This window comes from Sphingomonas sp. F9_3S_D5_B_2 (assembly GCF_054263715.1).
Genome location: NZ_JBSZFB010000001.1, coordinates 679,090 through 703,226 on the forward strand (window position 1 = coordinate 679,090; position 24,137 = coordinate 703,226).

The following is a 24,137-nucleotide window of genomic DNA, read 5'->3' on the forward strand; positions in this document are numbered from 1 at the left end:
CACACGCTAACAACCGCACATGCGCCCCGAAATCCTCAACCCGCTGTTCGCCGAGGTCGAGGTACTCAAGGGCGTGGGTCCGCAGGTCGCCAAGCTGCTGAAAAAGCTTGGCGTGACGCGGGTGCTCGACCTGCTCTACCATTTGCCGACGGGCGTCATCGAGCGGCTTGCCGTGCCTACTGCCAGCCCGTCGCTGCTCGGCCGCGTCATCATCCTCGAATTGACCCCTTTCCAGCTGCGGGAAACGCGTTCGGGGCGAGGTCCGCTGCGGGTGTTTGCTTCGGACAAGGAAGGCAACACGATCAGCCTGGTGTTCTTCAACAACCCGGGCTGGGCCAAGCGCAGCGTCCCGATTGGCGAGAAGCGGATCATCGCGGGCAAGCTCGAAGCCTATGGGGACGAGTGGCAGATCATCCACCCGGAAATTGCCGAGCCCGGGCAGGGGCCTCAGCCTGCTGTTCGGGAGCCGGTCTATCCGCTGACCGAGGGGCTGACGAACCGCCGGATGGGCGAGCTCGCGGCAGCGGCCGTCGAGCGCGCGCCCGAGCTTCCCGAGTGGATCGAGCCAGGTCTCATTGCACGAGAGGCGTGGCGGCCTTGGCGGATGTCGCTTGCGGAGGCCCATCGTGAGCCAGGTGCCGACACCGCGAGGCGTCGGCTCGCTTATGACGAGATATTCGCCAACCAGTTGGCCCTGCTGCTTCTTCGACAGTCGTCGCGGCGCCGGCGAACGGTGCCGCTGCCGGGAACCGGCGAGCTGACGGGTCGGCTGAGCCTGACTTACCAACTCACCGGCGCCCAGCAGCGCGTGGTGGGCGAGATCCACGGCGACATGGCCCAAAGCGTGCCGATGCTGCGCCTGCTTCAGGGCGACGTCGGCTCCGGCAAGACCCTGGTCGCGCTGCTCGCGATGCTTGCTGCGATCGAGTCCGGTGCTCAGGCGGCGCTGCTCGCGCCAACCGAAATCCTGGCGCGTCAGCACCATGCGACGCTCCTCAAGCAGCTCGACAGCATCGGGGTACGCCTTGGCATACTGACCGGCCGGGAGAAGGGCAGGGCTCGCGAGAGCGTGCTGATGGGCCTCGCTGATGGCTCCATCGACATCCTCGTCGGGACTCACGCGATTTTCCAGGAGAAGGTCGCCTACAAGAACCTCGGTCTTGCGGTCATCGACGAGCAGCACCGGTTCGGAGTCTCGCAACGCTTGCTGCTTTCCGCCAAGGCGGAACGGCCGCCGCACCTGCTGGTGATGACCGCGACACCTATCCCGCGCACGCTGACGCTCACGCAATATGGCGAGATGGACGTCAGCCGCATCGACGAAATGCCCCCGGGACGAACTCCCGTTGAAACCCGCGTGATCAGTGACGAGCGTGTGGCCGACGTGATCGACGGTCTGGGGCGGCATATCGAGAGCGGAGGACAGGCCTACTGGGTCTGCCCGCTCGTCGAAGAAAGCGAGAAGAGTGACGCCGCGGCGGCCGAGGAACGTGCGGCAGTGCTGAAGGCTCGCTTCGGCGATCGCGTAGGACTCGTGCATGGGCGCATGAAGGGTCCGGCCAAGGATGCCGTCATGGCGCAGTTCGCCGCGGCGGAACTTGCGGTGCTAGTTGCCACGACGGTGATCGAGGTAGGTGTCGATGTGCCCAATTCGACGCTGATGATCATCGAGGGCGCGGAGCGGTTCGGGCTTGCCCAGCTTCACCAGCTCCGCGGCCGCGTTGGTCGCGGCACCGGCAAGAGCACGTGCCTGCTGATCAGGGGTCAGACGCTGACGGAGGTCGGCCGCGCGCGGCTCGCCCTGATGCGGGAGACCAGCGACGGTTTCCGGATTGCCGAGGAAGACCTTCGCCTTCGCGGGCCAGGCGAGATCCTCGGCACGCGCCAGTCGGGCGAGGCCGGCTTCCGCATCGCGACGCCCGAAGATGTCCTTGAGCTCGCGCCCGTGGCCACCAGCGATGCCCAGTTGCTCCTCGAACGGGACGGCGGCCTGGCCCGGCCCCGTGGCCAGGCTGCGCGGACGTGCCTTTACCTGTTCGAACGCGATCAGGCCGTCGGCCTGATCAGGAGCGGCTAACGCACCAGCAGCGCATGCCGCTTGCGGCCGAGGCTGAGTTTCAGCGGCTCCGTTCCCGGCGTCAGCAGGAGCCCCGGGTCGTTCACGGTGACATCGCTCAGGCGTACGGCGCCCTCCGCGATCTTGCGCTTGGCTTCCTTGTTCGAGGGCGTGAAGCCGAGAGCGGTGAGTGCCTGGACGATGTTGATGCCGTCGCCGATCGACAGCGTCGGCAGGTCCTCACCAGTGCCGCTGCCCGCGAACGTCTCCCGTGCCGTTTCGCGCGCCGCCACTGCTGTGTCGCGTCCATGAAGCAAGGCTGTGGTTTCGGTTGCGAGGACGATTTTCGCCTCGTTGATCTCGGCGCCCGGCAGCGCTTCGAGCCGCGCGATCTCGTCAAGCGGGAGGTCCGTGAACAATCGGAGGAAACGGCCGACGTCCGCGTCCGCAACGTTCCGCCAGAACTGCCAGTAATCGTAGGGGCTGAGCAGGTCGGCATCGAGCCACACCGCACCTTGCGCCGTCTTGCCCATCTTCGCACCGTCGGCCGTCGTGATCAGCGGTGAGGTAACCCCGAACAGCTCCGTGCCGTCGATTCGGCGCGTGAGCTCGATACCGTTGACGATGTTGCCCCACTGATCCGATCCGCCGAGCTGAATGCGGCAGCCCACGCGCCGCGAGAGCTCCAGGAAGTCGTACGCCTGGAGGATCATGTAGTTGAATTCGAGGAAGGTCAGCGGCTGCTCGCGGTCGAGCCGAAGCCGGACGCTGTCGAAGGTCAGCATCCGGTTGATCGTGAAGTGGCGCCCGACCTCCCGCAGGAACGGGATGTACTCCAGCCCGTCCAGCCATTCGGCGTTATTGACGAGGATTGCGTCGGTCGGGCCGTCGCCGAAGGTCAGGAAGCGCTCGAACACGCGGCGGATGGAGGCGATGTTGGCGTCGATCTGCTCGTCAGTTAGAAGCTTCCGGCTCTCGTCCTTGCCCGACGGGTCGCCCACCTTCGTGGTGCCGCCGCCCATCACCACCACTGGACGATGGCCGGCCTGCTGAAGCCGCCTGAGAATCATGATCACGAGCAGGCTGCCGACGTGGAGGCTCGAAGCAGTCGCATCGAAGCCGATGTAGCCGGTGACGACTTCACGCTCGGCCAAGGCGTCGAGCGCCGCCGCGTCCGTCACCTGGTGAATGTAGCCGCGCTCGTCGAGCAGGTTCAGAAGCGTTGACCGGTAAGACGTCATCCCTGCCGCTTAGCGTCATGCATTCGCGCCTGCTACTGCATCGCCATGCAACTCACCCTCGTGCCGCATCCGACGACGCCGCCATCCAAGCCGGGCTTCGAGGTTTGGGCGCGCGTCGAGCATTCGGCAGCGTTCGGCGCGACCGCGACGACCAACATCTGGTTCGGAGTGGCTGCCCCCGCCGAGCGATTCGTCATCCCGGAAGCAGACAGGCCGGGCCGAACCGACGAGCTTTGGCGCACCACCTGCTTCGAAGCGTTCCTTCGCCGCAGCGGCGATGACGCGTATCGCGAGTGGAACTTCGCACCCTCAGGACACTGGGCAGCTTACGATTTTAGCGGACACCGCAAAGGCGCGGGCAACGCTGAACTAGCCGCGCCGCCGTACGTCCGGTTCGAGGACAATCTCACCTGGTTTGCGCTCGGCGCCACAATTTCAGTGGAGGCGGACGCCGACTGGGATCTGGGGCTTTCGGCAGTGCTGGAGGAAAAGGACGGTACCAAGTCCTACTGGGCACTCGCGCACCCCGGCGAGAAGCCGGATTTCCACGCTTCCGGTTGCTTCACGGCGAAGCTTGCCTAAGCAGCATTCATGACCCTGTTCGGTATCGATCGGCTGCTTGCCGATCCAGAGCTTCGCCGCCCGCTCGAAGGCAAGCGCGTCGCGCTGCTCGCCCACCCAGCTTCCGTCACCAAGGACCTGACCCACAGCCTCGACGCGCTGGTCGCATCGGGCCTCAACGTGTCGGCGGTCTTCGGCCCCCAGCACGGCGTCCGCGGCGACCTCCAGGACAACATGATGGAGTCGCCGGACTTCACCGACCCGACCTACGGCGTGCCGGTGTTCAGCCTCTACGGCGAAGTCCGGCGCCCGACCGGCCAGTCGATGGGCACCTTCGACACGATCCTCGTCGACCTTCAGGACCTCGGTTGCCGCATCTACACCTACGTCACGACGCTTCTCTACGTACTCGAGGCCGCTGCGCAGCACGGGAAAAGCGTATGGGTGCTCGACCGGCCCAACCCGGCAGGCCGCCCCGTCGAAGGTCTGACCCTCCGTCCCGGCTGGGACAGCTTCGTCGGCGCTGGACCGATGCCGATGCGGCACGGGCTGACCCTCGGCGAGCTTGGTCACTGGTTCATCCGCCACTTCGACCTCGACGTCGACTACCGCGTCATCGAGATGGATGGCTGGGCTCCGGAACAGGCGCCCGGCTTCGGCTGGCCCGAAGACCGCGTGTGGATCAACCCGAGCCCCAACGCGGCGAACCTCAACATGGCCCGCGCTTACGCCGGCACCGTGATGCTCGAAGGCACGACGCTTAGCGAGGGCCGGGGTACCACCCGCGCGCTCGAGTTGTTCGGTGCGCCTGATCTAGAGCCCCGCCGCCTCATCGGCGAAATGCAGGCGCTCGCACCCGATTGGCTGGCCGGTTGCAAGCTTCGGGAGATCGCGTTCCAGCCGACGTTCCACAAGCATGCCGGAGAGCTCAACAATGGCGTCTTCATCCACGCCGAAGGCCCGTTCTACGATCACCGGGCGTTCAGGCCGTGGCGGCTGCAGGCGCTTGCGTTCAAGGCGGTCCGCAGGCTCTATCCCGACTACGATCTGTGGCGGGACTTCCCCTACGAATACGTCTTCGACAAGCTCGCGATCGACGTGATCAACGGCTCGCCGTTGCTGCGCGAGTGGGTGGACGATCTGCAGGCTGCGCCGGGGGACCTCGATGCGATCACCATTCCCGACGAACGCGACTGGCAAGAGGACCGCACAGCCCACCTCATCTACTGACCCGCGGCCGCGTGGTTAACGAAGAAGTAGGACGTTCTTCGTATCTCCGTCCCGAACCTTTCGGGAGCGGGCGTCGACATGGCGACAATGGGGATCGAGCAAGTCACTGAAGACGCAATCCGTGCGGTTGCGCGGGACTGCGGCTCTCTGTCGATGGAATGCAGCGACGTCGCCGGCTACGTCCAGGGCGTTGCAGGCCGCATCAACGACCACATGCAGACGCTCGACCAGCTCGAGGAAGTCACGACCCGTCTGCTTGCCGACCAGGCGCGCGTGTCGGATTCGACCGACGAAGCGCGGCTGCTCTCCGAGCAGGCGAAGGCGAAGCTCGAGGCAGGCCGCGACGCCATCGAGGACACGATTGACGGCTTCAAGGGCCTCACGGAACTGGTCGTCCAGCTCGGCGAGCGCATGGCCGGCTTCGCTTCGGCGATGAACCAGGTTCAGATGGTCTCCTCGACCATCGAAACCATTGCCCGCAAGACCAACATGCTGGCGCTGAATGCGACGATCGAGGCGGCGCGTGCAGGTGACGCGGGCCGCAGCTTCGCAGTCGTTGCGGCGGAAGTGAAGAAGCTCGCCCACGACACCCGGGCGGCAACCAGCCAGATCGCCTCAACCATCGGCGAGCTAACGCGGGAAGCGGGTGCCGTCACCACTGAGATAAAGACCGGCGTCGAGCGCAGCCGCGCCGCGCAGTCCGGCTTCGGGACCATCAGCGACACCGTTCGCGAAGTCAGCGAGATCGTCGGGATGGTCGACCGCCAGACCGAGGGCATCGCTCATTCCACGAGCATGATTCAGACCAGCGTCGACCGCGTGAAGGCCGGCCTGACCGACTTCGCGTCGGACGCCCGCGCCAACGGGACCGAGCTGGTCAGCGCCGAGAAGCGCCTCGCTCACCTCGAAATGCTGTCGAACACCATGCTCGACACGCTCGCCAACTCAGGCGCGGAGATCGACGACACGCCCTTCATCCTGAAGGCCCAGGAAGCGGGCCGGCAGATCATGGCCGTCGTCGAGAAGGCGGTCAGTGAAGGCCGTCTGACCCTGGATGACGTGTTCGACACCGATTACCAGCTCGTCGAAGGCACGAACCCCGTTCAATATTCAGTCCGCTTCAATGACCCGGCCGACCACCTGATCCAGCCAATTCTCGACCGCGTCGAATCATCGGATGGGCGGATCATCGGTTCGGCGATCGGCGACATGAACGGCTATCTGCCGACCCACCTAAGCAAGCGCAGCCACCCGCAAGGACCCGATCCCGTGTGGAACGACGAGCATTGCCGCAACAAGCGCATCCTGATCGACGATACGACGAGGGCGGCCCTTGCCAGCGACCGGCCTGCGACCCTTGCGACCTACCGCATGGAGCTTGGCGACAAGTATATCCCGGTGAAGAACGTCTTCGTGCCGCTCTATTTCGGCGGCCGCCGGTGGGGGAACTTCGAACTGGCCTACAGGGACGACTGATCTCCCGAGTTCCAGTTGAAAACGTCGCCGTCCGCAGCAGCTGCGGGCGGCGATTTCTTTTACAGACCTGGTTCAGCAGGAGCGGCCCGGAAGGCCAGCGACTTAATAGTCGGCGCGTGCCTCGGCGCGTGCTTCGAGCAGGTCGAAGAGTGCGCGATGCTGGAGAAGGAGTTGCTCGCCGCCGAAGGCGAGCGCTCGGCCGCTGGAAGGCGTGCCAGCGACGCTGCCGATGACGCGAACTACCGACGCTTCATCTGGAAGTGATGGGGCAGGGGTCTCGACACCCGCGCGAACTGCAGCGCGATCGAGGACGCGGCGGATCGGCCACCAGTCGCCAACCAACGCGGTGGCAGAGCCCAATGCGCAGCCCTGACGTTCCGACTGGGCAAGCGTCTCGAGAGCGCGGCGTCCGCCGAGCAGGCTTGATTCCGTTTCCGCGGCACCTGGCGTGCTGGGCAACGGGCCGACTGCGGCGGTCAGGCGAACGAGGTAGAGGCGCTCGCGCTCGAATGCTTCCGATGCACGCACGAGCCACTCCTGAGCCGCGCCTTCCGGGCAGCGCTGGAGAGCGATTTCGATGAGGCCGGGATAGTGTCCATGAAGGCTGCACAGCAGGTGCACCGCGTCCGACAAATCACGACCGGCATGACGGCCGGTCGCGTCGACGAGGGTCTGCAGGTGCGGATGGCGCGCGCATCCCTCGCTCGCGACGCGCGCAAGCTGGATTTCGGCAACGCTGAGCGGTGCTTGCTCTGCGGAGCGATTGATCGCCAATCCCTTTCCCCTCGACTGATGTATGTCAGGCGAAGCCTAATCCGAGGGGTTCTAACGCAAGGGCGTAAAGACGAGGTTTACGCGCCGGTAACCTTCTGCTGACGATCCCTCAGGCAGCGATCTGCAGTTCCTCGCGCTCACGCGCCTGATCGGCGTTGGCGGCGGGCTGAAGCCCCTCGGGAGCAGCCGCCACAACAATCGTCTTCTTGTTCGGGAAGATGAGCCGCGAGGCGAGGACTACGACGCCGAGTACCAGGTAGGCGGCAATCGCGTACTTGACGCTGAACAGCACGCAGGCCGCGAGCGGCACGCGCAGGAAAGTCGGATTGAACCCGAAGTCCTCGCCCATAGCCTCGCACACGCCAAGGATCGTGTGGTCCCGCAGGGGCAGGGGGATGTAGCGGGTCTGGGCGGCGTCCTGCATGTTCAACTCCGTGGCAAAGCTATCTGCTCTTTCATAAGCAAAAGCCGTGCCAAAACTAAAACCCGCTGGAGAAGCAACGGCTTGGCTGTTGCGACCCGTTCCGTGAGCGCCACGGGAGCCGGATCAACGGCTACAAGTTGGGAATTTCCACCTCGTGCTGCAAGTGCGTTGCTGCGCTGCAGCATTCGTATTCATTTGCGAGCAGACGAGCCCTTCGCTTCACGTGAGGGCGGCGGCGCGACGGAGAGGCGCCAGGGCGGCGGGAGGTAATCCGTCGACATGTAGTAATAGAAGTTGCAGCGGCCCCACTGGGTTCGATTGATCCCCTTGGCGATCCCGAATGCGGTAGTGCCGCTGAACACCGGACCACCGCTGTCGCCCGCCATGCAGCTCGGCCCCGGCACAGTCACCCACGTCGGCTCGCACGGACCTCCGCACAGTGCGCCGGGCGGAGCATAGTCGGTCAGCTGCACGTCGGCGCAGCTGTAGCCGGAGCTTTCTCCCCAGTGGCACAGGAACTCGCCGGCCCGGGTGCTTGCCAGGTTTCGCCACGTGGCGAGCTTGCGCAGCGATCCACTCTTCCGGTCGGAGTAGAAAACGGGCTGCTCGGCCTCGGGGCTGACATTGATCTGCACGTCCTGGTAGCCAACGCCCCATTGACTGGAGAAGGCGAGGGGTATGGCCGCTGCTTGGTCATCCCGATAGGTGACTTCGTCCGGGCAGTGAGCGGCGGTGGCGATCGCATCCCGCGATCCATCGGTGACGATGAACCCGCTTGTGCAGCGGTAGCGGCGACCGTCGACGGGGTTGAGGCCGTCGATCAGCCCGCCGCCTGCGACGCTCATGTTGGACTCGCGCAGGTCGTTGATGTCGACGCGGACAGGCACGCCGCCGATCTGCTCCGCGCGGCCACGGATTGCGGCCACTCCGAACTGCTCCGCATCCTCGCTTCTGACGAGCAGGACAACTTCCCCGGTCCGCTGGTCGTAGCCGGCGCCTCTCGCGCCAGGCATTTCAGAACGCAGGTCGATGAGGTGTCGCCGCAATGCCGTGATGGCTTGCGCGTGGGTAGCGCGGGCGCCGGTGCGGAAGACGACCGGCACATCGCTGCCACCGGCCTGTATCATTCTCGAGGCGACGGGTTCATCGCCCGTCAGCAGAACGATGATCTGATAGCTCGGGCCGTTATCGATCGAGATGCCTGCCAGACGGTCCGCGAACTCAACCGCAATCCTGTCCGTCGCTTCTGGGCTGGCCGCCTGAACCCGTAGCCGGCGGACGCCTTCGGCAAGGCTCACCTGGTGCTGCACGGCGTAGATTGCAGCGTCCTGACGGATTGCCTCGGCAGTACTCATCACCTTCGGCCGCTCCAAGGACTGAGCGTGGACGGTGCTGGCGGTCACCGCAGCTCCGATGACCAAGACTATACGCAGGGCAAGGAGAAGCGGTCGAAGGTGAAGCATGGGGCCCAATCGCTTGCCCCAGATTGACCACTGCTGACCAGTGGCATCGGCGGAACGGAGTCCGGCTTCGGCGTTTCTATAGGCAGATGGTCCGCACAGCCCAGACGCGTCCGCTCCTCCTGCTATTGCTGCTGATTATCGCTGCGGTGATCGGTGGCGTGATCGCCCGGATGCTGCCGATCGGGAGCAATTCCGCGCCTCCGGCCGCGAGCGCGGACGCTTCCTCCAGTCTTGCTCCGCTGGTTCGCAAGACGGCGCCCGCAGTCGTGACCATCGCCGTCCTGCAGCCATCGCCGGCCGAGCAGAACCCTCTTCTCCAGGACCCATTCTTCCGCCGCTACTTCGGAGTTCCCGACGCGGCCTTGCAGCCGGCTATGGCCGCAGGTTCCGGCGTGATCGTCGACGCCGCACGCGGGTTCGTCATCACCAACTTCCACGTCGTCCAGAATGCCCGGGCGGTTGAGGTCGGGCTGAATGACGGGCGTCACTTCCCGGCAGATCCCGTGGCCCTTGCGCCGGATGTCGACCTCGCAGTCCTGAAGATCCGAGCCAGCCGCCTTCCCTCGCTCAGTCTCGGCAACAGCTCGAGCCTGGCAGTCGGCGATCCTGTGCTCGCCATCGGCAACCCGTTCGGCTTGGGTCAGACGGTTACCGCCGGGATCATCAGCGCCACCAATCGCGGGCTAGGCAATGACGACACGCGCCGCTTCATCCAGACAGATGCGCCAATCAATCCCGGCAATTCGGGCGGTCCTCTGATTGATTCAAAGGGCGAAGTGATCGGCATCAACTCGGCCCTGTTCAGCCCTGACTCGGGGCAGGGCAATGTCGGCATCGGCTTCGCCATCCCGGCCAATGTGGTTCGAGCGGTCGTCGCAAGAGCGGAGAAGTCTCGCTAGCGCGGGAACCCGCTGCTGTTGGAATTCGTCTTGGCGGCGAAGGAGACGAACCATGGCAAACCTGCTCGGCGCCCTGATCGGCGCCGCAATTGACCGCCAGGACGGCGACAGCGGGATCAAGGGCGCGATCGCTGGCACCGTTGCCGAGAGTGCGGTTCGGGCGCTCGCGCCGATCGTCGCGACTTACGCGCTCGGCTGGGCCGTGCAGTACGGCATCCGCAAGGGATGGCATGCACTCATCGGGCGCGATCCCATCGATGCGGATGGGCAGCTGCGCACAGCTGCCTGACCTTTGCTAGCTGAGGTCGCCGACGCCCTGACAGCTGAGGTCGAACGCGGCGAGTCCTGACTCCAGCACCGAGGCCAGCATCGGCATGTCCAAAAGCTCGTCGAGCGCGCCGTCCACTCCTCCGCCGACGAGCGCCTGCGCCTCTTCCGTCGCCTCATCCCAATCGGCTGCATCGTAGGTGCCCTGACCGACCCAGCAGAAGGCGATCACTTCGGCCAGCTGGTCCTCGCCGAGGTCCTCGAACGCGGCGCGAAGCTCTTCTTCGACGCTGGTGTTGATGTCGTCTTCGAGGACGCTGAGCGTGCCTTCCTGCTCGTCATCGACGTTGTCGGCGGCTTCCTCCGGGTCATAGTCGCTGGCGGTTTGCGCCTCATATTCACGGGCGCGCAGGATAATGCGGCACAGGGTATCGATGGGGGTCAGGGGGTCCATTGCGTCCTCTTTGTCTGCCCGCTTGAACGAGAGCAGCCGTAAGCGGTTCCTCTCGTTGACCGACCATTGCCGCGCACCTATATCCCGCGCCGCTGCGGGGGGTGATCCTCGCGCTTGCACCGAGTGTGGCGGAGTAGCTCAGCTGGTTAGAGCAGCGGAATCATAATCCGCGTGTCGGGGGTTCAAGTCCCTCCTCCGCTACCATTTCCGTCGGTGGTTAACCGGCAAGGCAGTTCCGGCCGAACAATCTTCGTAACACGGGTTAAGGGCACGCAACCGGTCCAGTCCACGATGATTGTGGAGCTAAACTGCTTCGCAATTCACGGATAAATCATGGCAAATGTAAGTGTTGGTGGGCCGATCGTCAGCTTTCATTGCACTGGCGAAGATGTCGATCAGCCGAATGAGCCCGTCTCTCCAGATTACCTTCGGGTGCGCGAACTGGCGGAACGAGCGGCTGCCAAGCGAACCGCCGACATCGCGGCACGTCGTGTCCACCAGGAGCTTGCTGCGTTGTACGCCCAGCAACGCCGGGCGAGTGTTGTCCATGGGTAGAGTCCGGCTGGGCCTGGCCAGCATGTGGATCTTAACGATTGCGATGTTCGCTTACCTGTTCCTGATCGCTGCCTACTGAGCGCGGCCGCGTCAGCGACGGCGTCGGTGCCCGGTGAACGCTTGTCAGCTCGCTAGGCGAGCCAGAGCGTCGGTGTGGGCGGGGAAGTTCGTCGCGCAGCCGCCGACAAATCGGTTCACCTCATCCATGTCAATCGGCGCGATTTCCGGGCCGGGCGATACGAGCCGGCCGGGCTCGGGGAAGTTGCCGTAGCCGGCGAGCATGCAGTGCCACGAGAGCGGCGGGTAGTAGGCTGCTATTCCTTGTTCGAACACGGCGCGTTCCAGGTCAGCTCCGGTGAACCAGGCGGTGATGATGTCCTTCAGGGTGTCCGAGAGGCATTCCATCCGCGTGGCGTCGCGCCAATAGGCGCTGTCGCTGCGAAGCGCCGTCCGGTAGTGGCAAACCAGATAATCGCGGATGCCTTCGTAACGCTGGGCCATGGCGGCGTTGAAACCAACGCGCTCGTCCTTCGCCCAGGCGTCGATGAAGCTCTCGACGGTCGCCAGCACGACGTGCAGCGCTGTTGCCTCGAGCGGCTCAACGAACCCCTGTGACAGCCCGACGGCCAGGCAATTGCGGACCCAGCTGCGCTCCAGGCGGCCGCAGCGCATTTGCAAGTGCCGAACCTCTGCATCGGCGCCGAGCCCCAGGTGGGCGCGTAGCTCTGTCGCCGCGGCTTCAGGGTCGATGTAACGCGACGAGTAGACGTAGCCATTGCCGACGCGGTTGGTGAGCGGGATGCGCCAGGCCCAGCCGGCGGACAGGGCCGTCGAAACGGTGCAGGCGATGATCTCGCCGTCTGGCCGGGGTGTCGGCGCGACCACCGCGCGGTCGTTGAACAGATTTTCGCTGAAGGACCGGTAGGGCTCGCCCAATGCTCCCTCAATGATTGCCGCACGGAAACCGCTGGCGTCGATGAACAGGTCGGCTTCGAACCGGCGGCCATCCTGCGCGAGGAGGGCTGCAACATCGCCACTTTCGTTGAGCTCTACTTCGGCAATCCGGGTGTCGACATGAGCGACTCCCTTTGCCGTGGCGACCTCACGCAGAAACCCGCCCAAGAGTTCGGCGTTGAAGTGATACCCGTAGCTCACCAGGAACGGGAAGTTCGCCGGCGCGATCGGAGCACGGCCCTCGCGAGCGATCCGCGTCGGGACGTAGAAGGCATCAGGGTGCGCCGGCACGTCCCGGCCCGTGCGCCGCGCTCGTGTCGCATAGAAGAACTTGGGCTGCGTGAAGCCGTCTAGTTCGGTGGGGAAGGGGTGGAAGTATCGCTCGTGCCCCGGGCGGTCGGACCAGGCAGCGAACTCGATACCCGCCTTGTAGGTGGCATTGCAGCGGGGCATCCAATCCGCCTCGGCGATTCCAAGCCCGTCGAAAAAGGCCTTCAGCTGCGGCGTCGAGCCCTCGCCGACGCCGACAATTGCGATGTCGCTCGATTCGATTAGCGTGATCGCCGTCCCGTGCTCGGCCCACCGCTGATGAAGCAGGTTCGCTGCCATCCACCCCGCGGTGCCGCCGCCGAGAATGACGACCGACCGCGGCGGAGGAGCCATCAGCGAGCGATGGGCACGAAGCGGACGGCCGTTCCGCCGCCCGGAGCAATGCGCTCGGCGAGACGGTCGGCGGAAATGACGACGCGCTTCTCGATGACGATGGAACGGGGGTTGGTCCGGTAATCGGCATCGTTGCCGTCGCGGTAGATCTGCGCTTCGTAACGGCGTCCAGGCTGAAGGAAGCTGAGCGAGACGTCGAAACGGCGCTCCTGCTCGTCGCCAACGGCACCGAGGAACCACTCCGGGGAGCCTTTCGCCTTGCGTGCGAACACCGCCAGGTCGCCGACCTCGCCAGCCAACATACGGCTGTCATCCCAGTCGACCGCCACGTCCTTGATGAACTGGAACGCCGCTGGGTTGGCCTCGTAGTTCTCGGGCAGGTCGGCGGCCATCTGGATGGGCGAGTAGATGACGACGTAGAGCGCAAGCTGCTTGGCGAGCGTCGAAAGGATCTGCGTGTCACCCTTGCCCTTGAGGCTGAGAATGCCGGGCGTGAAATCCATCGGGCCGCTCAGCATGCGCGTGAACACCAGGTTTGCCTCATGCTCCGGCGGGTTCTTGGGCTCGCCCCAGGCATTATACTCCATCCCGCGCTCCCCTTCGCGAGATACCCAGTTTGGATAGGTCCGGCGCAGCCCGGTGTCCTTTACCGGCTCGTGGGCGTCGATGGTGATGCGCCGCTTGGCCGCTTCGGTGACCACCTTCAAGTGGTGGCGCACGGCAACCTGGCCCTGATGCCATTCGAAATGAACTTTGCCGTCGGCACCGAGCGCCTGAATGCCGCCGGCGTCGGCGACATAGCCGGTCTTAACGTTGTGGACGCCGACCCGCTGGTAAAGGTCGAGAGCGGGCCCAAGCTGCTTCTCGTAATTGGCGATGTTGCCGCCGGTTTCGTGATGACCGATGAGCTCCACGCCCTTGCTGCGGGCGTAAGCCGTGACGCCGGCGAGGTCGAAATCGGGGTAGGGCTGAGTGAAGCTGAAGTCCCAGCCGTTGCCGAACCAGGTGCCGTCCCAGCCCTTGTTCCAGCCTTCGACGAGCACGCCCTTGAACCCGTTGGCCGCGGCAAAGTCGATATACCGCTTGGCATTCGCAGTAGTCGCGCCATGCTTGGGACCCGAGTTCCACGTCGCCTGGTCGAGGTGCATCGCCCACCAGATGCCGACGTACTTCATCGGCTTCACCCAGCTGACGTCGCCGAGCTTGTTGGATTCGTTGAGGTTGAGGATGATCTGCGCGGACTTATAGAGCGCAGGCGCGTCCGGGGCGATCATGATCACGCGCCAGGGGGTCGTGAACGGTGCGTCGCGAGTGACCTTGGGACCCGTCGACGAGGGCATGAGGCTGGCCTTGAACACCCGGCCCTGAACCCGCCGCAGGTCCATGCCGGAATAGTCGACCAGCGCCGCCTCATGGATTGAGAGGTGCAGCCCGCTAGCGGTGCGGATGGTCAGCGGCGTTTGGGCCGTGCCCACCTGTTCGATCGGTGTCGTCCGGTAGAGATATTCCTCGCGGTTCCACTCGAGTGCCTCGTCCCACCAGGCGGTGCCGGGCTCGGAGATGTTGAACTCCGTCAGTTCGTCGGCGACGTTTGCCTGCACAAGGTTGGGTTGCCTCGGAATCTGATAGCGGAAACCAATGCCATCGTCGTAAACGCGGAAATCGACGATCATCCGGCGCTTGAGCGCTCCGGACTCCGCGAGATCGACGGTGAGTTCATTGTACCGGTTGCGGATGATGCGATACTCGCCCCACGGCTCGTCCCAGCTGCTGTCAAAGCTCCGTACGGTCTGGCCTGCGAAGGTGAAGTTCCGAAGCATCTCGGGAGCATCGGTGAAAAGGAAGCCGAGCCGGGATTCATCGATCACCGGCCTGCCCAGACGGGTCACCCTATAGCCGACGCGGCCGTCCGGATTGATCGTCACGTCCACGTGCAGAATGCGCGACGGAGAATCGACGCTCGCGACAGCCTTCAGCGCTGGTGGAGCCTGCTGCACCGTCTGGGCAGCAGCGGGAGCGGCGACAAGAAACAGAAGGCACGCAAACAGCCGGGACAGATTCATTCGATCACCTCGATCAGCGCTGCGTAAGGGCCGAGCGCATGGTCGGCAACAGTGCCGCTCCGGATGAGGACCTCGCCGGTTCGGGAATGCGGTACGTGCGTCTCGGACAAGTTGAAGGTGCACCGCAGGTGCTGCCCGCAGGCGACGCGATCGAATACGAGCTTCCGTTCGCCAGCATCAACTACTCGAAGCGAGCCGGCGCGAAGCGCTGGATTGCACTTGCGCAACTCGAGGCATCGGCGCGTGAACTCGAGTGTGGACGCAGGGTCGCCATCCTGCAGATCAACTGCGAGTCCGCGGTGGGTGTCGGCGGCCGGGAGCCAGGGAGTCCCGTCGGAGAACCCTAGGCTCGGCGCGTCGGCGCTCCACGGCATCGGAGTGCGCGCTCCGTCGCGGCTCAGCGTCTGCGGCCAGTTGGCGATCGCTTCGGGATCCTGGAGCTGCTCGAAGGGCACGTCGACCTGGGGAAGACCCAGTTCCTCGCCCTGGTAGAGTATGATCGAGCCACGAAGAGCCGACAGCAGGAGCGTCTTGGTCCGGACGAACTGGGCGCAGTCATCGTTTCTGCACCAGCGGGACACAGCGCGGGGCGCATCATGGTTCTCGAAGGCCCAGGTCGGCCAGCCCATCCCGGGCGAGTCCGGCCAGTCGCGGAGCGCGCGAGCCACCAGCATCGGCGTCAGCCGCTCTGCGTAGAGAAAGTCGAACCCATAGGCGCTGTTGAGACGGTTCTGGCCTTGAGTGAACGCTTGCATCTCCGACAGCGGATAATCGCCGCCGACTTCCGCCAGTGTGAAGCTGTCCCCGGTTACGCCGCGTAGCCGCTCCAGGAAGGCGACGATCGCGGGATGCGACTGATTGTAGAGGTGCTGCTGAAAGTCGAACGGCCGAGTGCGCTTGCCGCCGCCCGCCGCTGGTGGGTTATCGCGCAACTGCGGATCATGCATCGCAAAGTTGATCGCATCGATCCGAAAACCGTCCACGCCGCGTTCGAGCCAGAAGCGCGCAACTCCGAGGATTGCGTCCTGCAGCTCCGGGTTGTGGAGGTTGAGGTCCGGCTGCTCGGGCAGGAAATTGTGCAGGTAGTACTGTCCGCGACGCGCATCCCACTGCCATGCGGGACCGCCGAAGACGGACTGCCAGTTATTCGGCGGTGATCCATCCGCCTTGGCATCTGCCCAGACGTACCAGTCAGCACGGGGGTTATCCCGGCTCGATCGGCTCTCCTGGAACCACGGATGCTGGTCGGAGCTGTGCGAATAGACCTGGTCGATGATGACCTTGAGCTTCAGCTGGTGCGCGCGGTCGACCAGCGCATCGAAGTCGCCGAGCGTTCCGAACACCGGGTCAACGCCACAATAGTCGGCCACGTCATAACCGAAATCGTGCATGGGCGAGGTGAAGAACGGCGACAGCCAGATCGCGTCGACGCCCAGGCGCGCTACATAGTCGAGGTGAGCGGCAATCCCGGCAAGATCGCCGATTCCGTCGCTGTTCGAATCCGCGAAGCTGCGCGGATATATCTGATAGATGGCGGCACCCTTCCACCACGGCGCGGTAGTGCCGCTGATCGCGGGGCGCTGGACCTCGTCAGCGAGCATTGCAAACCGCGTAACCGAGTGGCGGCAGATCGACGGCGACGGTCCCGGGCGCCGCTGCCGCAAGCGGGCAAGGTCCCGCAAGAGCTTCGAACCGCGTCGAGCGCGTCTCAACCCGGACGTGCTGGTGGAGTGCGCTGGTCGACGTGTTGAAGACTAGGAGCATTTCGCGCCCGTTGGCCGGATCCAGGCGCGAAACCGCGAAAAGGCCCGGCTTGTCCGACGCAAAGCGGATCAGCTGCAGGCCGCGCGTCAGCGCCGGATGAGCGGTGCGGATTCGCGAGAGCTGGGCGATGTGCCTGTATAGCGGATGGTCCGGCTTGAAGTTGGGCACTGCGTTGGTCGCACTGGTGCCGATCAGCTTGTCTTCGTTGTACGTCGCGACCTTGCTGGCGAACATGTCCTGCCGTGAGTCCTGGTCGCCGCCCGTGCCCGCAAAGCCCTGTTCGTCGCCCGAGTAGATCGTCGGCACGCCGCGAAGCGTCAGGAGCATCGCGTGTCCGAGCAGGTCCCGCTGGAGCACCTCTGCGTCGCTGGCGTTTGGCTGCGCCCTGCGGATGAACATGCCGAACCGGCCCATATCATGATTGCCGAGAAAGGTTGGCAACTGCAGCGCTCCCTGCGCGCCGCCCTCGTAGAGCGCGTCGCCACGGAAGAGCTTCGCCAGCTCGTCGGTACCGGCCCCCTTTGCGACGACATCAATCACTGCGTGCGTGAAGGGGAAGTCCAGCACCGCCGGAAGTTTATCGACGCGCGTGTTCACGGCGGTGTGCGCCGGGTTCATGTCGTCGGTGGAAACCTCGCCGAAGATGTGGAAGTTGGGGATTCCGCGCGCCTTCGCCCGAGCGAGCATCGCTGGCACGAACTGCTGCCAGAACTCCGGATTGACGTGCTGCGCAGTATCGATCCGGAAGCCGTCGACGCCGAACTGGTCGATCCACGCGGCGTAGATGTCGATCATGCCGCGTACGACGCGCGGATTTTCGGTGAACACGTCGTCCAGGCCGGAGAAGTCGCCGAGCGTACTCGACTCCCCGGCGAACGTGCTGTTGCCGCGATTGTGGTAGTAGATCGGGTCGTTCAGCCAGGCGGGGCGCTTGATGTCCTTCTCGGCGGGCGGGACCGTCACGGTATATGCGTAGTTTGGGTCCTTCAGCCGAGCGAAGTTGGCCGAGCTCTCATCGCGCTCTCCAGCGAAGCCGCCGTTGATCGGTGCGCCGCTCACCCCGCCGCGACGCTGATACGGAAAGTCGGCGATGCTCCGGTAGGAGCAGGGCCGTTGTCCTGCGCATTCGGCAGGGGACAGGACATCGGCGGTGTGGTTGACGACGATGTCCATGTAGAACTTCATGCCCCGCGCGTGGACCGCGTCGACCAGCGCCTTGAAGACCGCATTCGTTCCGAAATGGGGATCGACCTGCGTGAAGTCGGTGATCCAGTAGCCGTGATAGCCGGAGCTTTCCTGGCCTTGTGGGCCTTGCACCGCCTTGTTCTTGAAGACCGGCGCGACCCACAAGGCCGTCGCTCCGAGCCCTTGAATGTAGTCGAGATGCTCGATCAGACCCTTGATGTCGCCACCGTTGTAGAAGCCCTTGGAGGTCGCGTCGAAACCGGTGGTCAGGCGACCGCCGCTGAGTCCGCCGCGATCGTTAGACGGATCGCCGTTCTCGAACCGGTCCGGAAGCACGAAGTAAATGACCTCGTCCTGCGGAAGCCGCGTTCGATAGCTCGCTGGCGCTCCCTGAGCGCCGGCCGCACATCCGGCCAGGGCTGCACCGAGGATTATCGCTCGTCCGTTGCGTCCGATCATTGAAGCTCCTTCGCGCGATCGCCGACCATCGCAGCGACGAATTGACGATGGGTTGGGAAGGTCTCGGCCTTGGCGCGGTAGCCGCCCGCGAGGCTCTCGAGGAAGGGACCGATATCTCCCGCCGGGACATTGTCGGCGAGCGGCGACCAGCTTCTGGGCATGATGTCCTGGCCGATCATCACCTGGCCCCAGCTGTCATCGAGGAAGAGTTCATCCTCCTCGCGGATGAACAGCCCGGCTTCCTGGAATAGCTCGATCTTGGCCGCGAGCGTCTCGGGGATCGCCATGTTCCGGCACTGGTCCCAGAATGGCTCGCCCTCACGGCGGTTCGCTACATAGTGAAGCACGATGAAGTCGCGAATCCGCGCCCACTCGACCTCGGACAACCGGTTGAACGTGTCGCGCGCGGCGGTCATCTCGTTCGTGTCGCCGGGCAGGACGTTGAGCAGCCGCCCGAGCGCCGATTGCACGAGGTGGATGCTGGTCGATTCCAGCGGCTCCATGAAACCCGCGGCCAGACCAAGGGCCAGGCAGTTGTGCGACCAGAACGACTCTCTGCGGCCGCTCGTGAACCGGATCGGGCGAGGGTCGGCGAGGGGAGCACCATCGAGGTTTGACAGGAGCAACGCAGTCGCTTCGTCGTCCGACATCATCGAGGAGCAATAGACGTGACCGTTGCCCGTGCGGTGCTGCAAGGGGATCCGCCACTGCCAGCCTGCCTCGCGTGCTGTCGACTGGGTGCAGGGACGAAATGCCTCGCTAGACTCACACGGGACCGCCAGCGCTGAATCGCACGGCAGCCAGTGTGTCCAGTCCAGGTAACCGACCCCGAGAGCCTGTCCGAGCAGCAGGCTCCGAAAGCCGGTGCAATCGAGGAAGAAGTTGCCGGCAACGCGCCGCTCGCCGTCGAGAGCCAGACTGGCGATGTCGCCGGCTTCCGGATCGCGCTCGACGCTCTGGATCTTGCCTTCGATGCGCTGCACGCCGCGTTCTTCAGCATATCGGCGCAACATCCGCGCAAAGAGGGATGCGTCGAAGTGATAGGCATAGGCGAGGTCGGGTATTGCGCCGGGCCGGCCGTCGCCCTTGGCCATCCTGCCGAGCCGCGCTGCCGCGACGTTGAAGCTGTAATCGCCGTAGTCGCCCGCCACCCCCAGCGAGCGGCCGCGGAGCCATAGTTGGCGGAAGGGGATCAGGCCAACGCCCCGGCCAGTCTGGCCGAAGCTGTGGATGAAGGAATCGCCCTGCGTGCCCCAATCGTTGAACGCGATGCCGAGCTTGAACGTCGCGTTCGTCTCGCGGACGAATTCTGCCTGATCGAGCCCGAGCCCGATGATGAGATTGTGGATCTGGGGTATGGTCGCTTCGCCAACCCCGACGGTGCCGATCTCATCGGATTCAACTAGCGTGATCGAGGCGCTGTTGCCGACGAAGCGCGCGAATGTGGCGGCAGCAACCCAGCCCGCCGTCCCGCCGCCGGCGATTACGATCTCGAGAGGCGAGGACTGGCTCATCTAAGCAGACGCACGGAAGCCCGGCGGCCGTTGAAGGCCGCCGGGACCGCTTGGATCAGGAGCCGCGCTCGGGCGCTGGAGCTGGGGGCGGCGGCGGGGGTGGCGGCAGCGGGCATGAGTCCGTCGCCAGTATGACCGATCCATCCGCGCAGGTCTGCGTCGCCGGAGCGGCCGGAGGCGGCGGAGGTGGCGGCGCAGGCGGCGGCGGCGGCGGCGGCGGAGCAGCGCCGAACTTGAAGGTTGCTCCGGCGATGAACCGGCGCCCGTAGGTCTGGTATTTGTACCAAGAGCCAGGGAGGTCGATCACGCCGATGGTCGCGGAACGCTCGTCCGTCAGGTTCTGCCCCTGGAGGTACAGCGACAGGCCGGAGAGCGACGAACCGGTGGAGAAGTCGTAGCCGATCTGCGCATCGTAGATCGTTTCTCCGAGCACATACTGCTGTTCCGGAGCACCGTTGAACGACGGGAATTCGCCCAGGAACCCGGAGCGATGGCGCATGCTGCCGCGGACGCTGAAGCCGTTATTCTCGTAGAAGGCGGTCAGGTTGGCCACGAACTTGGAGTATCCGGGAATCTGGGTCCTGCTGCCATTGAAGCGCTCGACCTTCGACTTGGTGTAGCCGACACCGCCGGTGATGCCGAAGCCTGCCAGGAAAGGCGTGATCGCGTCGAAGGGCAGGGTGGCCGCGATCTCACCGCCATACAGGTAGCCGCCGCGTGTGTTGATCGGGCCATTGAAGATCCCGATCGGCGAGGTGGGCAGAGTGACGCCGACGGGCTTCGGGAAGTTGCTGAAGTCAAAGTTGGGGTCGGTCGCCTGCGTATCGATGTATTTGTCGATATGCTTGTAATAGGTCTGAATGGCGAAATAGCCCTTGGTGCCGAAGTACTTCTCGACGTTCAGGTCGAGAGCTTTTGCCTGGTAGGGCCGAAGCGTCGGGTTGCCGCCGTTCCCGGTGTAGATCGCTGGCGACTGGGTGTTGTCGACACTTACCGAGACGCGATTGTTCAGCTGGTCCATCCGCGGGCGCATCATCTGCTTCGACGCGGCGAAGCGGACGACCACGTCGCTTGGGAAACGGAAATTGAGGTTTAGGCTTGGCAGGACCATCCAATAGTGGTCGCTGATCGTCGGCTGAAGGCCGCTCGACTTGACGGACGTCCGGACTGCCTGGACGCCGATGTTGCCGGTCAGCCTTGCAGCGCCGAGTTCGCCGTCGAGGGACGCCATTGCGTAGGGCGTCCAGACATTCTCGCGAACCTTGTAGTCCTGGCCAAGTCCGCCCGTCGGGTTCGGCACGAATACGAGAACTCCGTTCGCGACGAGTTCGCGTGGGTCGTAGGAAAGGATCGGTCCGAGACCGCGATCGAGCTCAAAGCTGGGCTGAAGCAAATCCGTCGGAATCGCTGCCTGGAGCGCGCCATTTGGTGGCGCGAGGAATGCCTCGTCCTGGATCAGCTGCTTGGTGCGATAGGTGTGATCCGCACCGATCTTGATCGACCGGACAAGTCCGCCAACCTCGCGTTCGATTTCGGCGCGCGCTTCCTTGAGGTCGTCGCGGACGTGCTTGATCTTGTCATAGCCGGCCTGAACCGGAGATCCCGACCAACCTTCAACGTCCGTCAGGACCAGGTTCGGACTCGCACCGTCGTAGTTGCTCGTGAAGACGGGACCGTGATCGGTGAAGTGATAGGAAACAGTGGCCGTCGGCCCGGTTGAGAGATGCCCGTTGATCAGGCCGGCGGTAGTCTCGAAGCGGTCGTCGAGGCGCGTCGTCCGCGACCAGCTGAGATCGGCCATGGCTTTCCAGCCGTTGTGCCCGTCCCAACGCGTGTTCCAGCCGAGCGCCCGCTGCTTGGCGTGATCGTCCTCACGATAATTCTCGATGACCGGGGTCCCGTCGACCGTCGCCGCCGTGATGAGGCCGTCCTCCACCGTAACGTCGCGGATGCTGTCGTGCCCGCAGCCGCCGCCGCAGTTCATCGGCATTTCCCAACCCTTCTGGTCGGTGCCGTTCTTCACGTCCGAGTAGAAGCCGTCGAAGGTCATCATCAGGTTTTCGCTGAGGCGTGCCTGCACCGTCGCGTTGCCACCGAAGCGCTTGTAAAGGCCCGCTTCGAACCAGCTCTTCACGCCGTTCATCCCCACCGCGCCGGGAACGGAGCCGAAGCCTCCGTAGCCCCAGGCATTCCAGTCGCGGGTCTGGTACGGGTCGGTCGAGTAAGCAGCCGACAACGAAACGCCGACGGTGTCGTGCAGGAACTGATCGACAAATGTGCCGAAGATGCGGCCGCCATTGCTGTGGCTGTTCGGCAGCAGCTTCTGGTCGACGTGCACGCCACGCACACCAACTGCAATGACGCGCTTGCCGACATCCAGCGGCCGCAGCGTGCGCAGGTCGATGTTGCCAACGAGGCCGCCGCCGGTGCGGTCAGCCTGCGCGGTCTTGTAGATGTCCACTCCCGCCAAGATTTCCGACGGATACTGGTCGAACTCGACCGCGCGGCTGTCGTTGCTGGTGGTCTGTTCGCGACCGTTGAGCGTCGTCGTCGAAAAGTCGGGGCCGAAGCCGCGGATGGAGATGACGCTCGCGCGTCCGTGGTCGCGCTGCGCGGCAAGTCCGGGCAGGCGCGCGATGGATTCGCCGATGCCATTGTCCGGCAGCTTGCCGACGTCTTCGGCCGTGATCGATTCAACAACCGATTCCGAATTCTTCTTTTTGGCGGTCGCGCTGCGCAGGGCGGCGCGGAAACCCGTCACCACGACGGCGTTCTGAGCCGCTGCGGGATCGCTGGCGCTTGGCGGCGCAGCATCACCCGGTGTCTGCGCGGCGGCGGTCAGCGGCGCAGCGACCTCCTGAGCCATCGCCGGCGTCGACCCAAGAACGGTGGCGAGCGCCAGCGAACTCGTTGCAGCAAACATGTGCGAGCGCAAAGACACGCTGATCATCGATATTCCCCCCAAGCAACCGGCGTGCGCCGGACGGTAAATAGCGGGGCGACGAAAACCCCTCTCCCGGCGCTTGGGATACCAGACGTTTCGCTGCGCGGAAGCTGGCTACGGCTGCTATACATACGTATTCAGCATGCTAGCGTTGCGGCCATGACACAGAGGCGGCCCACCTCTTTCGACATCGCGGCGCTTGCGGGCGTGTCGCAGCCAACGGTGTCGCGCGCGCTCAGCGGCAATCCTTCCGTCAGCGAAGCGACACGCGCTCGGGTGCTCGCTGCCGCCGAGCAGCTCAACTACAAGGTGGACAAGAACGCCTCCGGGTTGCGCTTGCAGCAATCGCGCACCTTGGCCCTGCTGTTCTTCGAGGAGCCTTCGACGGACGGGGCCCTGATCAATCCCTTTTACCTGTCGCTGCTCGGACCGATGGTGCGGTCTTGCGCGGCTCACGGATACGACCTGCTGATCTCGACCCAGCAGCTCTCGTCGAACTGGCACGTGGACTATGAAGACAGCCGCAAGGCCGACGGCATCATCCTCCTGGGCTACGGCGACTACATCGAGTCCCAGCCCAAGCTCCGCAAGCTGATCGCCCACGGCGCTCATTTCGTCCGCTGGGGTTCGGCGGGCGACGCCCAGGTCGGGGCGACGGTATCTTCGGACAATGAGCAAGGTGGCTTCGACGCGACGGCGCACCTCCTTCAGCGCGGACGGCGGCGCATTGCTTTCGTGGGAACGGCGGAGCCGCGCTACCCCGAATTTCTCGAGCGCTGGCGGGGCTACTCGCGAGCCCTGGCCGCTGCCGGGATCGATCGGGACGAGCGCCTCCGTGTGAACGCCGATCCGAGCGAGGCTGCGGGACGGGCAGCTATCCAGGAGCTTGCTGCACGCGGCGCCCAATTCGACGCGGTCTTCGCGGCATCGGACGTTGCAGCAATCGGTGCGATGCACGCGCTGCAGCGGGACGGCCGCTCTGTACCTCAGGACGTTGCCGTCGTGGGCTTCGATGATACGCCTGTCGCGAGCCTCTCGAGTCCGCCGTTGACCACGGTTCGCCAGGACGCACGCGCCGCGGCCGAAGCGCTCATCGAAACGCTGTTGTGCGCGATCGAAAGCGGCGAGGCGGACAACCGCTTGCTTTCGGTCAAGCTGGTCGTCCGGGAATCCAGTGGCGTAGATAGCTGA

At 64.7% G+C, this 24,137-nt stretch carries 19 protein-coding genes and 1 tRNA gene; 8 read left to right on the top strand and 12 right to left on the bottom strand.

Going from position 1 to position 24,137, the window contains the following annotated elements; translation table 11 throughout:
• Positions 1-19: 19 nt before the first annotated feature.
• Entirely contained in the window at positions 20-2,077 is a 2,058-nt protein-coding gene (gene recG, locus ACUXST_RS03220) for an ATP-dependent DNA helicase RecG (RefSeq protein WP_458388501.1), read from the top strand.
• On the opposite strand, the gene tyrS is transcribed toward recG, so the two are convergent.
• The gene (tyrS, locus tag ACUXST_RS03225; protein ID WP_458388502.1) at positions 2,074-3,297 is read right to left on the bottom strand and encodes a tyrosine--tRNA ligase; all 1,224 of its coding nucleotides are present in this window, start codon (positions 3,295-3,297) and stop codon (positions 2,074-2,076) included. The two genes, recG and tyrS, sit on opposite strands and share 4 nt — an antisense overlap.
• Positions 3,298-3,342: 45 nt before the next feature.
• On the opposite strand from tyrS, the gene ACUXST_RS03230 reads away from it, so the two are divergent.
• The 3 genes from ACUXST_RS03230 to ACUXST_RS03240 all read left to right on the top strand — a co-directional run bounded on the left by ACUXST_RS03230 (position 3,343) and on the right by ACUXST_RS03240 (position 6,564).
• On the top strand, positions 3,343-3,879 hold the full coding sequence (locus ACUXST_RS03230) for a DOMON-like domain-containing protein (protein ID WP_458388503.1): 537 nt from the start codon (positions 3,343-3,345) through the stop codon (positions 3,877-3,879).
• Between the two features lie 9 nt (positions 3,880-3,888).
• Positions 3,889-5,088, top strand: coding sequence for an exo-beta-N-acetylmuramidase NamZ family protein (locus tag ACUXST_RS03235; RefSeq protein WP_458388504.1), 1,200 nt, complete (start codon positions 3,889-3,891; stop codon positions 5,086-5,088).
• Positions 5,089-5,166: 78 nt separating this feature from the next.
• A complete protein-coding gene (locus ACUXST_RS03240) occupies positions 5,167-6,564 on the top strand; it encodes a methyl-accepting chemotaxis protein (RefSeq protein ID WP_458388505.1) in 1,398 nt (465 codons plus the stop codon).
• A 102-nt stretch (positions 6,565-6,666) separates the two neighbouring features.
• On the opposite strand, the gene ACUXST_RS03245 is transcribed toward ACUXST_RS03240, so the two are convergent.
• The 3 genes from ACUXST_RS03245 to ACUXST_RS03255 all read right to left on the bottom strand — a co-directional run bounded on the left by ACUXST_RS03245 (position 6,667) and on the right by ACUXST_RS03255 (position 9,165).
• Positions 6,667-7,338: a DUF6975 family protein gene (locus tag ACUXST_RS03245; RefSeq protein WP_458388506.1), complete on the bottom strand. Its 672-nt coding sequence runs from the start codon at positions 7,336-7,338 to the stop codon at positions 6,667-6,669.
• A gap of 109 nt (positions 7,339-7,447) precedes the next feature.
• A complete protein-coding gene (locus tag ACUXST_RS03250) occupies positions 7,448-7,762 on the bottom strand; it encodes a PspC domain-containing protein (RefSeq protein WP_458388507.1) in 315 nt (104 codons plus the stop codon).
• Positions 7,763-7,953: 191 nt separating this feature from the next.
• On the bottom strand, positions 7,954-9,165 hold the full coding sequence (locus tag ACUXST_RS03255) for a hypothetical protein (RefSeq protein WP_458388508.1): 1,212 nt from the start codon (positions 9,163-9,165) through the stop codon (positions 7,954-7,956).
• 146 nt (positions 9,166-9,311) lie between these two features.
• Between ACUXST_RS03255 and ACUXST_RS03260 the strand changes: the two genes are divergently transcribed.
• Both ACUXST_RS03260 and ACUXST_RS03265 read left to right on the top strand, forming a co-directional pair.
• Positions 9,312-10,124, top strand: a complete 813-nt coding sequence (locus tag ACUXST_RS03260) for a trypsin-like peptidase domain-containing protein (RefSeq protein WP_458388509.1) — start codon at positions 9,312-9,314, stop codon at positions 10,122-10,124.
• 52 nt (positions 10,125-10,176) lie between these two features.
• Complete coding sequence (locus tag ACUXST_RS03265; RefSeq protein WP_458388510.1) at positions 10,177-10,413, top strand: hypothetical protein; 237 nt, start codon at positions 10,177-10,179, stop codon at positions 10,411-10,413.
• Between the two features lie 6 nt (positions 10,414-10,419).
• Here the strand turns inward: ACUXST_RS03265 and ACUXST_RS03270 are convergent, their stop codons facing one another.
• Positions 10,420-10,845, bottom strand: coding sequence for a DUF3775 domain-containing protein (locus ACUXST_RS03270; protein WP_458388511.1), 426 nt, complete (start codon positions 10,843-10,845; stop codon positions 10,420-10,422).
• 127 nt (positions 10,846-10,972) lie between these two features.
• On the opposite strand from ACUXST_RS03270, the gene ACUXST_RS03275 reads away from it, so the two are divergent.
• Positions 10,973-11,049 (top strand) — tRNA-Met (locus ACUXST_RS03275).
• Between the two features lie 99 nt (positions 11,050-11,148).
• On the opposite strand, the gene ACUXST_RS03280 is transcribed toward ACUXST_RS03275, so the two are convergent.
• The 7 genes from ACUXST_RS03280 to ACUXST_RS03310 form a co-directional block, all read right to left on the bottom strand.
• On the bottom strand, positions 11,149-11,394 hold the full coding sequence (locus ACUXST_RS03280) for a hypothetical protein (protein ID WP_458388512.1): 246 nt from the start codon (positions 11,392-11,394) through the stop codon (positions 11,149-11,151).
• Positions 11,395-11,523: 129 nt separating this feature from the next.
• Entirely contained in the window at positions 11,524-13,017 is a 1,494-nt protein-coding gene (locus ACUXST_RS03285; RefSeq protein WP_458388513.1) for a tryptophan halogenase family protein, read from the bottom strand.
• On the bottom strand, positions 13,017-15,080 hold the full coding sequence (locus ACUXST_RS03290; protein WP_458388514.1) for a glycoside hydrolase family 97 protein: 2,064 nt from the start codon (positions 15,078-15,080) through the stop codon (positions 13,017-13,019). Before ACUXST_RS03290 ends, ACUXST_RS03285 begins: the two co-directional genes overlap by 1 nt.
• Positions 15,077-16,681 (bottom strand): alpha-amylase family glycosyl hydrolase, encoded by a 1,605-nt coding sequence (locus ACUXST_RS03295; protein WP_458388515.1) that lies wholly within the window; start codon positions 16,679-16,681, stop codon positions 15,077-15,079. The genes ACUXST_RS03290 and ACUXST_RS03295 overlap by 4 nt, the downstream gene beginning before the upstream one ends.
• Positions 16,671-18,488: an alpha-amylase family glycosyl hydrolase gene (locus ACUXST_RS03300; RefSeq protein ID WP_458388516.1), complete on the bottom strand. Its 1,818-nt coding sequence runs from the start codon at positions 18,486-18,488 to the stop codon at positions 16,671-16,673. Before ACUXST_RS03300 ends, ACUXST_RS03295 begins: the two co-directional genes overlap by 11 nt.
• Entirely contained in the window at positions 18,485-20,002 is a 1,518-nt protein-coding gene (locus tag ACUXST_RS03305) for a tryptophan halogenase family protein (protein ID WP_458388517.1), read from the bottom strand. Before ACUXST_RS03305 ends, ACUXST_RS03300 begins: the two co-directional genes overlap by 4 nt.
• Positions 20,003-20,057: 55 nt before the next feature.
• Positions 20,058-22,952 carry a TonB-dependent receptor gene (locus ACUXST_RS03310; RefSeq protein ID WP_458388518.1) on the bottom strand — a complete coding sequence of 965 codons (2,895 nt, stop codon included), beginning with the start codon at positions 22,950-22,952 and terminating at the stop codon, positions 20,058-20,060.
• A gap of 153 nt (positions 22,953-23,105) precedes the next feature.
• Between ACUXST_RS03310 and ACUXST_RS03315 the strand changes: the two genes are divergently transcribed.
• Positions 23,106-24,137, top strand: a complete 1,032-nt coding sequence (locus tag ACUXST_RS03315; protein WP_458388519.1) for a LacI family DNA-binding transcriptional regulator — start codon at positions 23,106-23,108, stop codon at positions 24,135-24,137.

Excerpts from the sequence above, each read along its gene's own strand:
- ACUXST_RS03310 (WP_458388518.1), bottom strand. The coding sequence starts at position 22,952 with ATGATCAGCGTGTCTTTGCGCTCGCACATGTTTGCTGCAACGAGTTCG.
- ACUXST_RS03260 (WP_458388509.1), top strand. The coding sequence starts at position 9,312 with ATGGTCCGCACAGCCCAGACGCGTCCGCTCCTCCTGCTATTGCTGCTG.
- ACUXST_RS03285 (WP_458388513.1), bottom strand. The coding sequence starts at position 13,017 with ATGGCTCCTCCGCCGCGGTCGGTCGTCATTCTCGGCGGCGGCACCGCG.
- recG (WP_458388501.1), top strand. The coding sequence starts at position 20 with ATGCGCCCCGAAATCCTCAACCCGCTGTTCGCCGAGGTCGAGGTACTC.
- ACUXST_RS03270 (WP_458388511.1), bottom strand. The coding sequence starts at position 10,845 with ATGGACCCCCTGACCCCCATCGATACCCTGTGCCGCATTATCCTGCGC.
- tyrS (WP_458388502.1), bottom strand. The coding sequence starts at position 3,297 with ATGACGTCTTACCGGTCAACGCTTCTGAACCTGCTCGACGAGCGCGGC.
- ACUXST_RS03305 (WP_458388517.1), bottom strand. The coding sequence starts at position 20,002 with ATGAGCCAGTCCTCGCCTCTCGAGATCGTAATCGCCGGCGGCGGGACG.
- ACUXST_RS03235 (WP_458388504.1), top strand. The coding sequence starts at position 3,889 with ATGACCCTGTTCGGTATCGATCGGCTGCTTGCCGATCCAGAGCTTCGC.
- ACUXST_RS03300 (WP_458388516.1), bottom strand. The coding sequence starts at position 18,488 with ATGATCGGACGCAACGGACGAGCGATAATCCTCGGTGCAGCCCTGGCC.
- ACUXST_RS03250 (WP_458388507.1), bottom strand. The coding sequence starts at position 7,762 with ATGCAGGACGCCGCCCAGACCCGCTACATCCCCCTGCCCCTGCGGGAC.
- ACUXST_RS03295 (WP_458388515.1), bottom strand. The coding sequence starts at position 16,681 with ATGCTCGCTGACGAGGTCCAGCGCCCCGCGATCAGCGGCACTACCGCG.
- ACUXST_RS03240 (WP_458388505.1), top strand. The coding sequence starts at position 5,167 with ATGGCGACAATGGGGATCGAGCAAGTCACTGAAGACGCAATCCGTGCG.
- ACUXST_RS03290 (WP_458388514.1), bottom strand. The coding sequence starts at position 15,080 with ATGAATCTGTCCCGGCTGTTTGCGTGCCTTCTGTTTCTTGTCGCCGCT.
- ACUXST_RS03315 (WP_458388519.1), top strand. The coding sequence starts at position 23,106 with ATGACACAGAGGCGGCCCACCTCTTTCGACATCGCGGCGCTTGCGGGC.
- ACUXST_RS03230 (WP_458388503.1), top strand. The coding sequence starts at position 3,343 with ATGCAACTCACCCTCGTGCCGCATCCGACGACGCCGCCATCCAAGCCG.
- ACUXST_RS03280 (WP_458388512.1), bottom strand. The coding sequence starts at position 11,394 with ATGGACAACACTCGCCCGGCGTTGCTGGGCGTACAACGCAGCAAGCTC.
- ACUXST_RS03265 (WP_458388510.1), top strand. The coding sequence starts at position 10,177 with ATGGCAAACCTGCTCGGCGCCCTGATCGGCGCCGCAATTGACCGCCAG.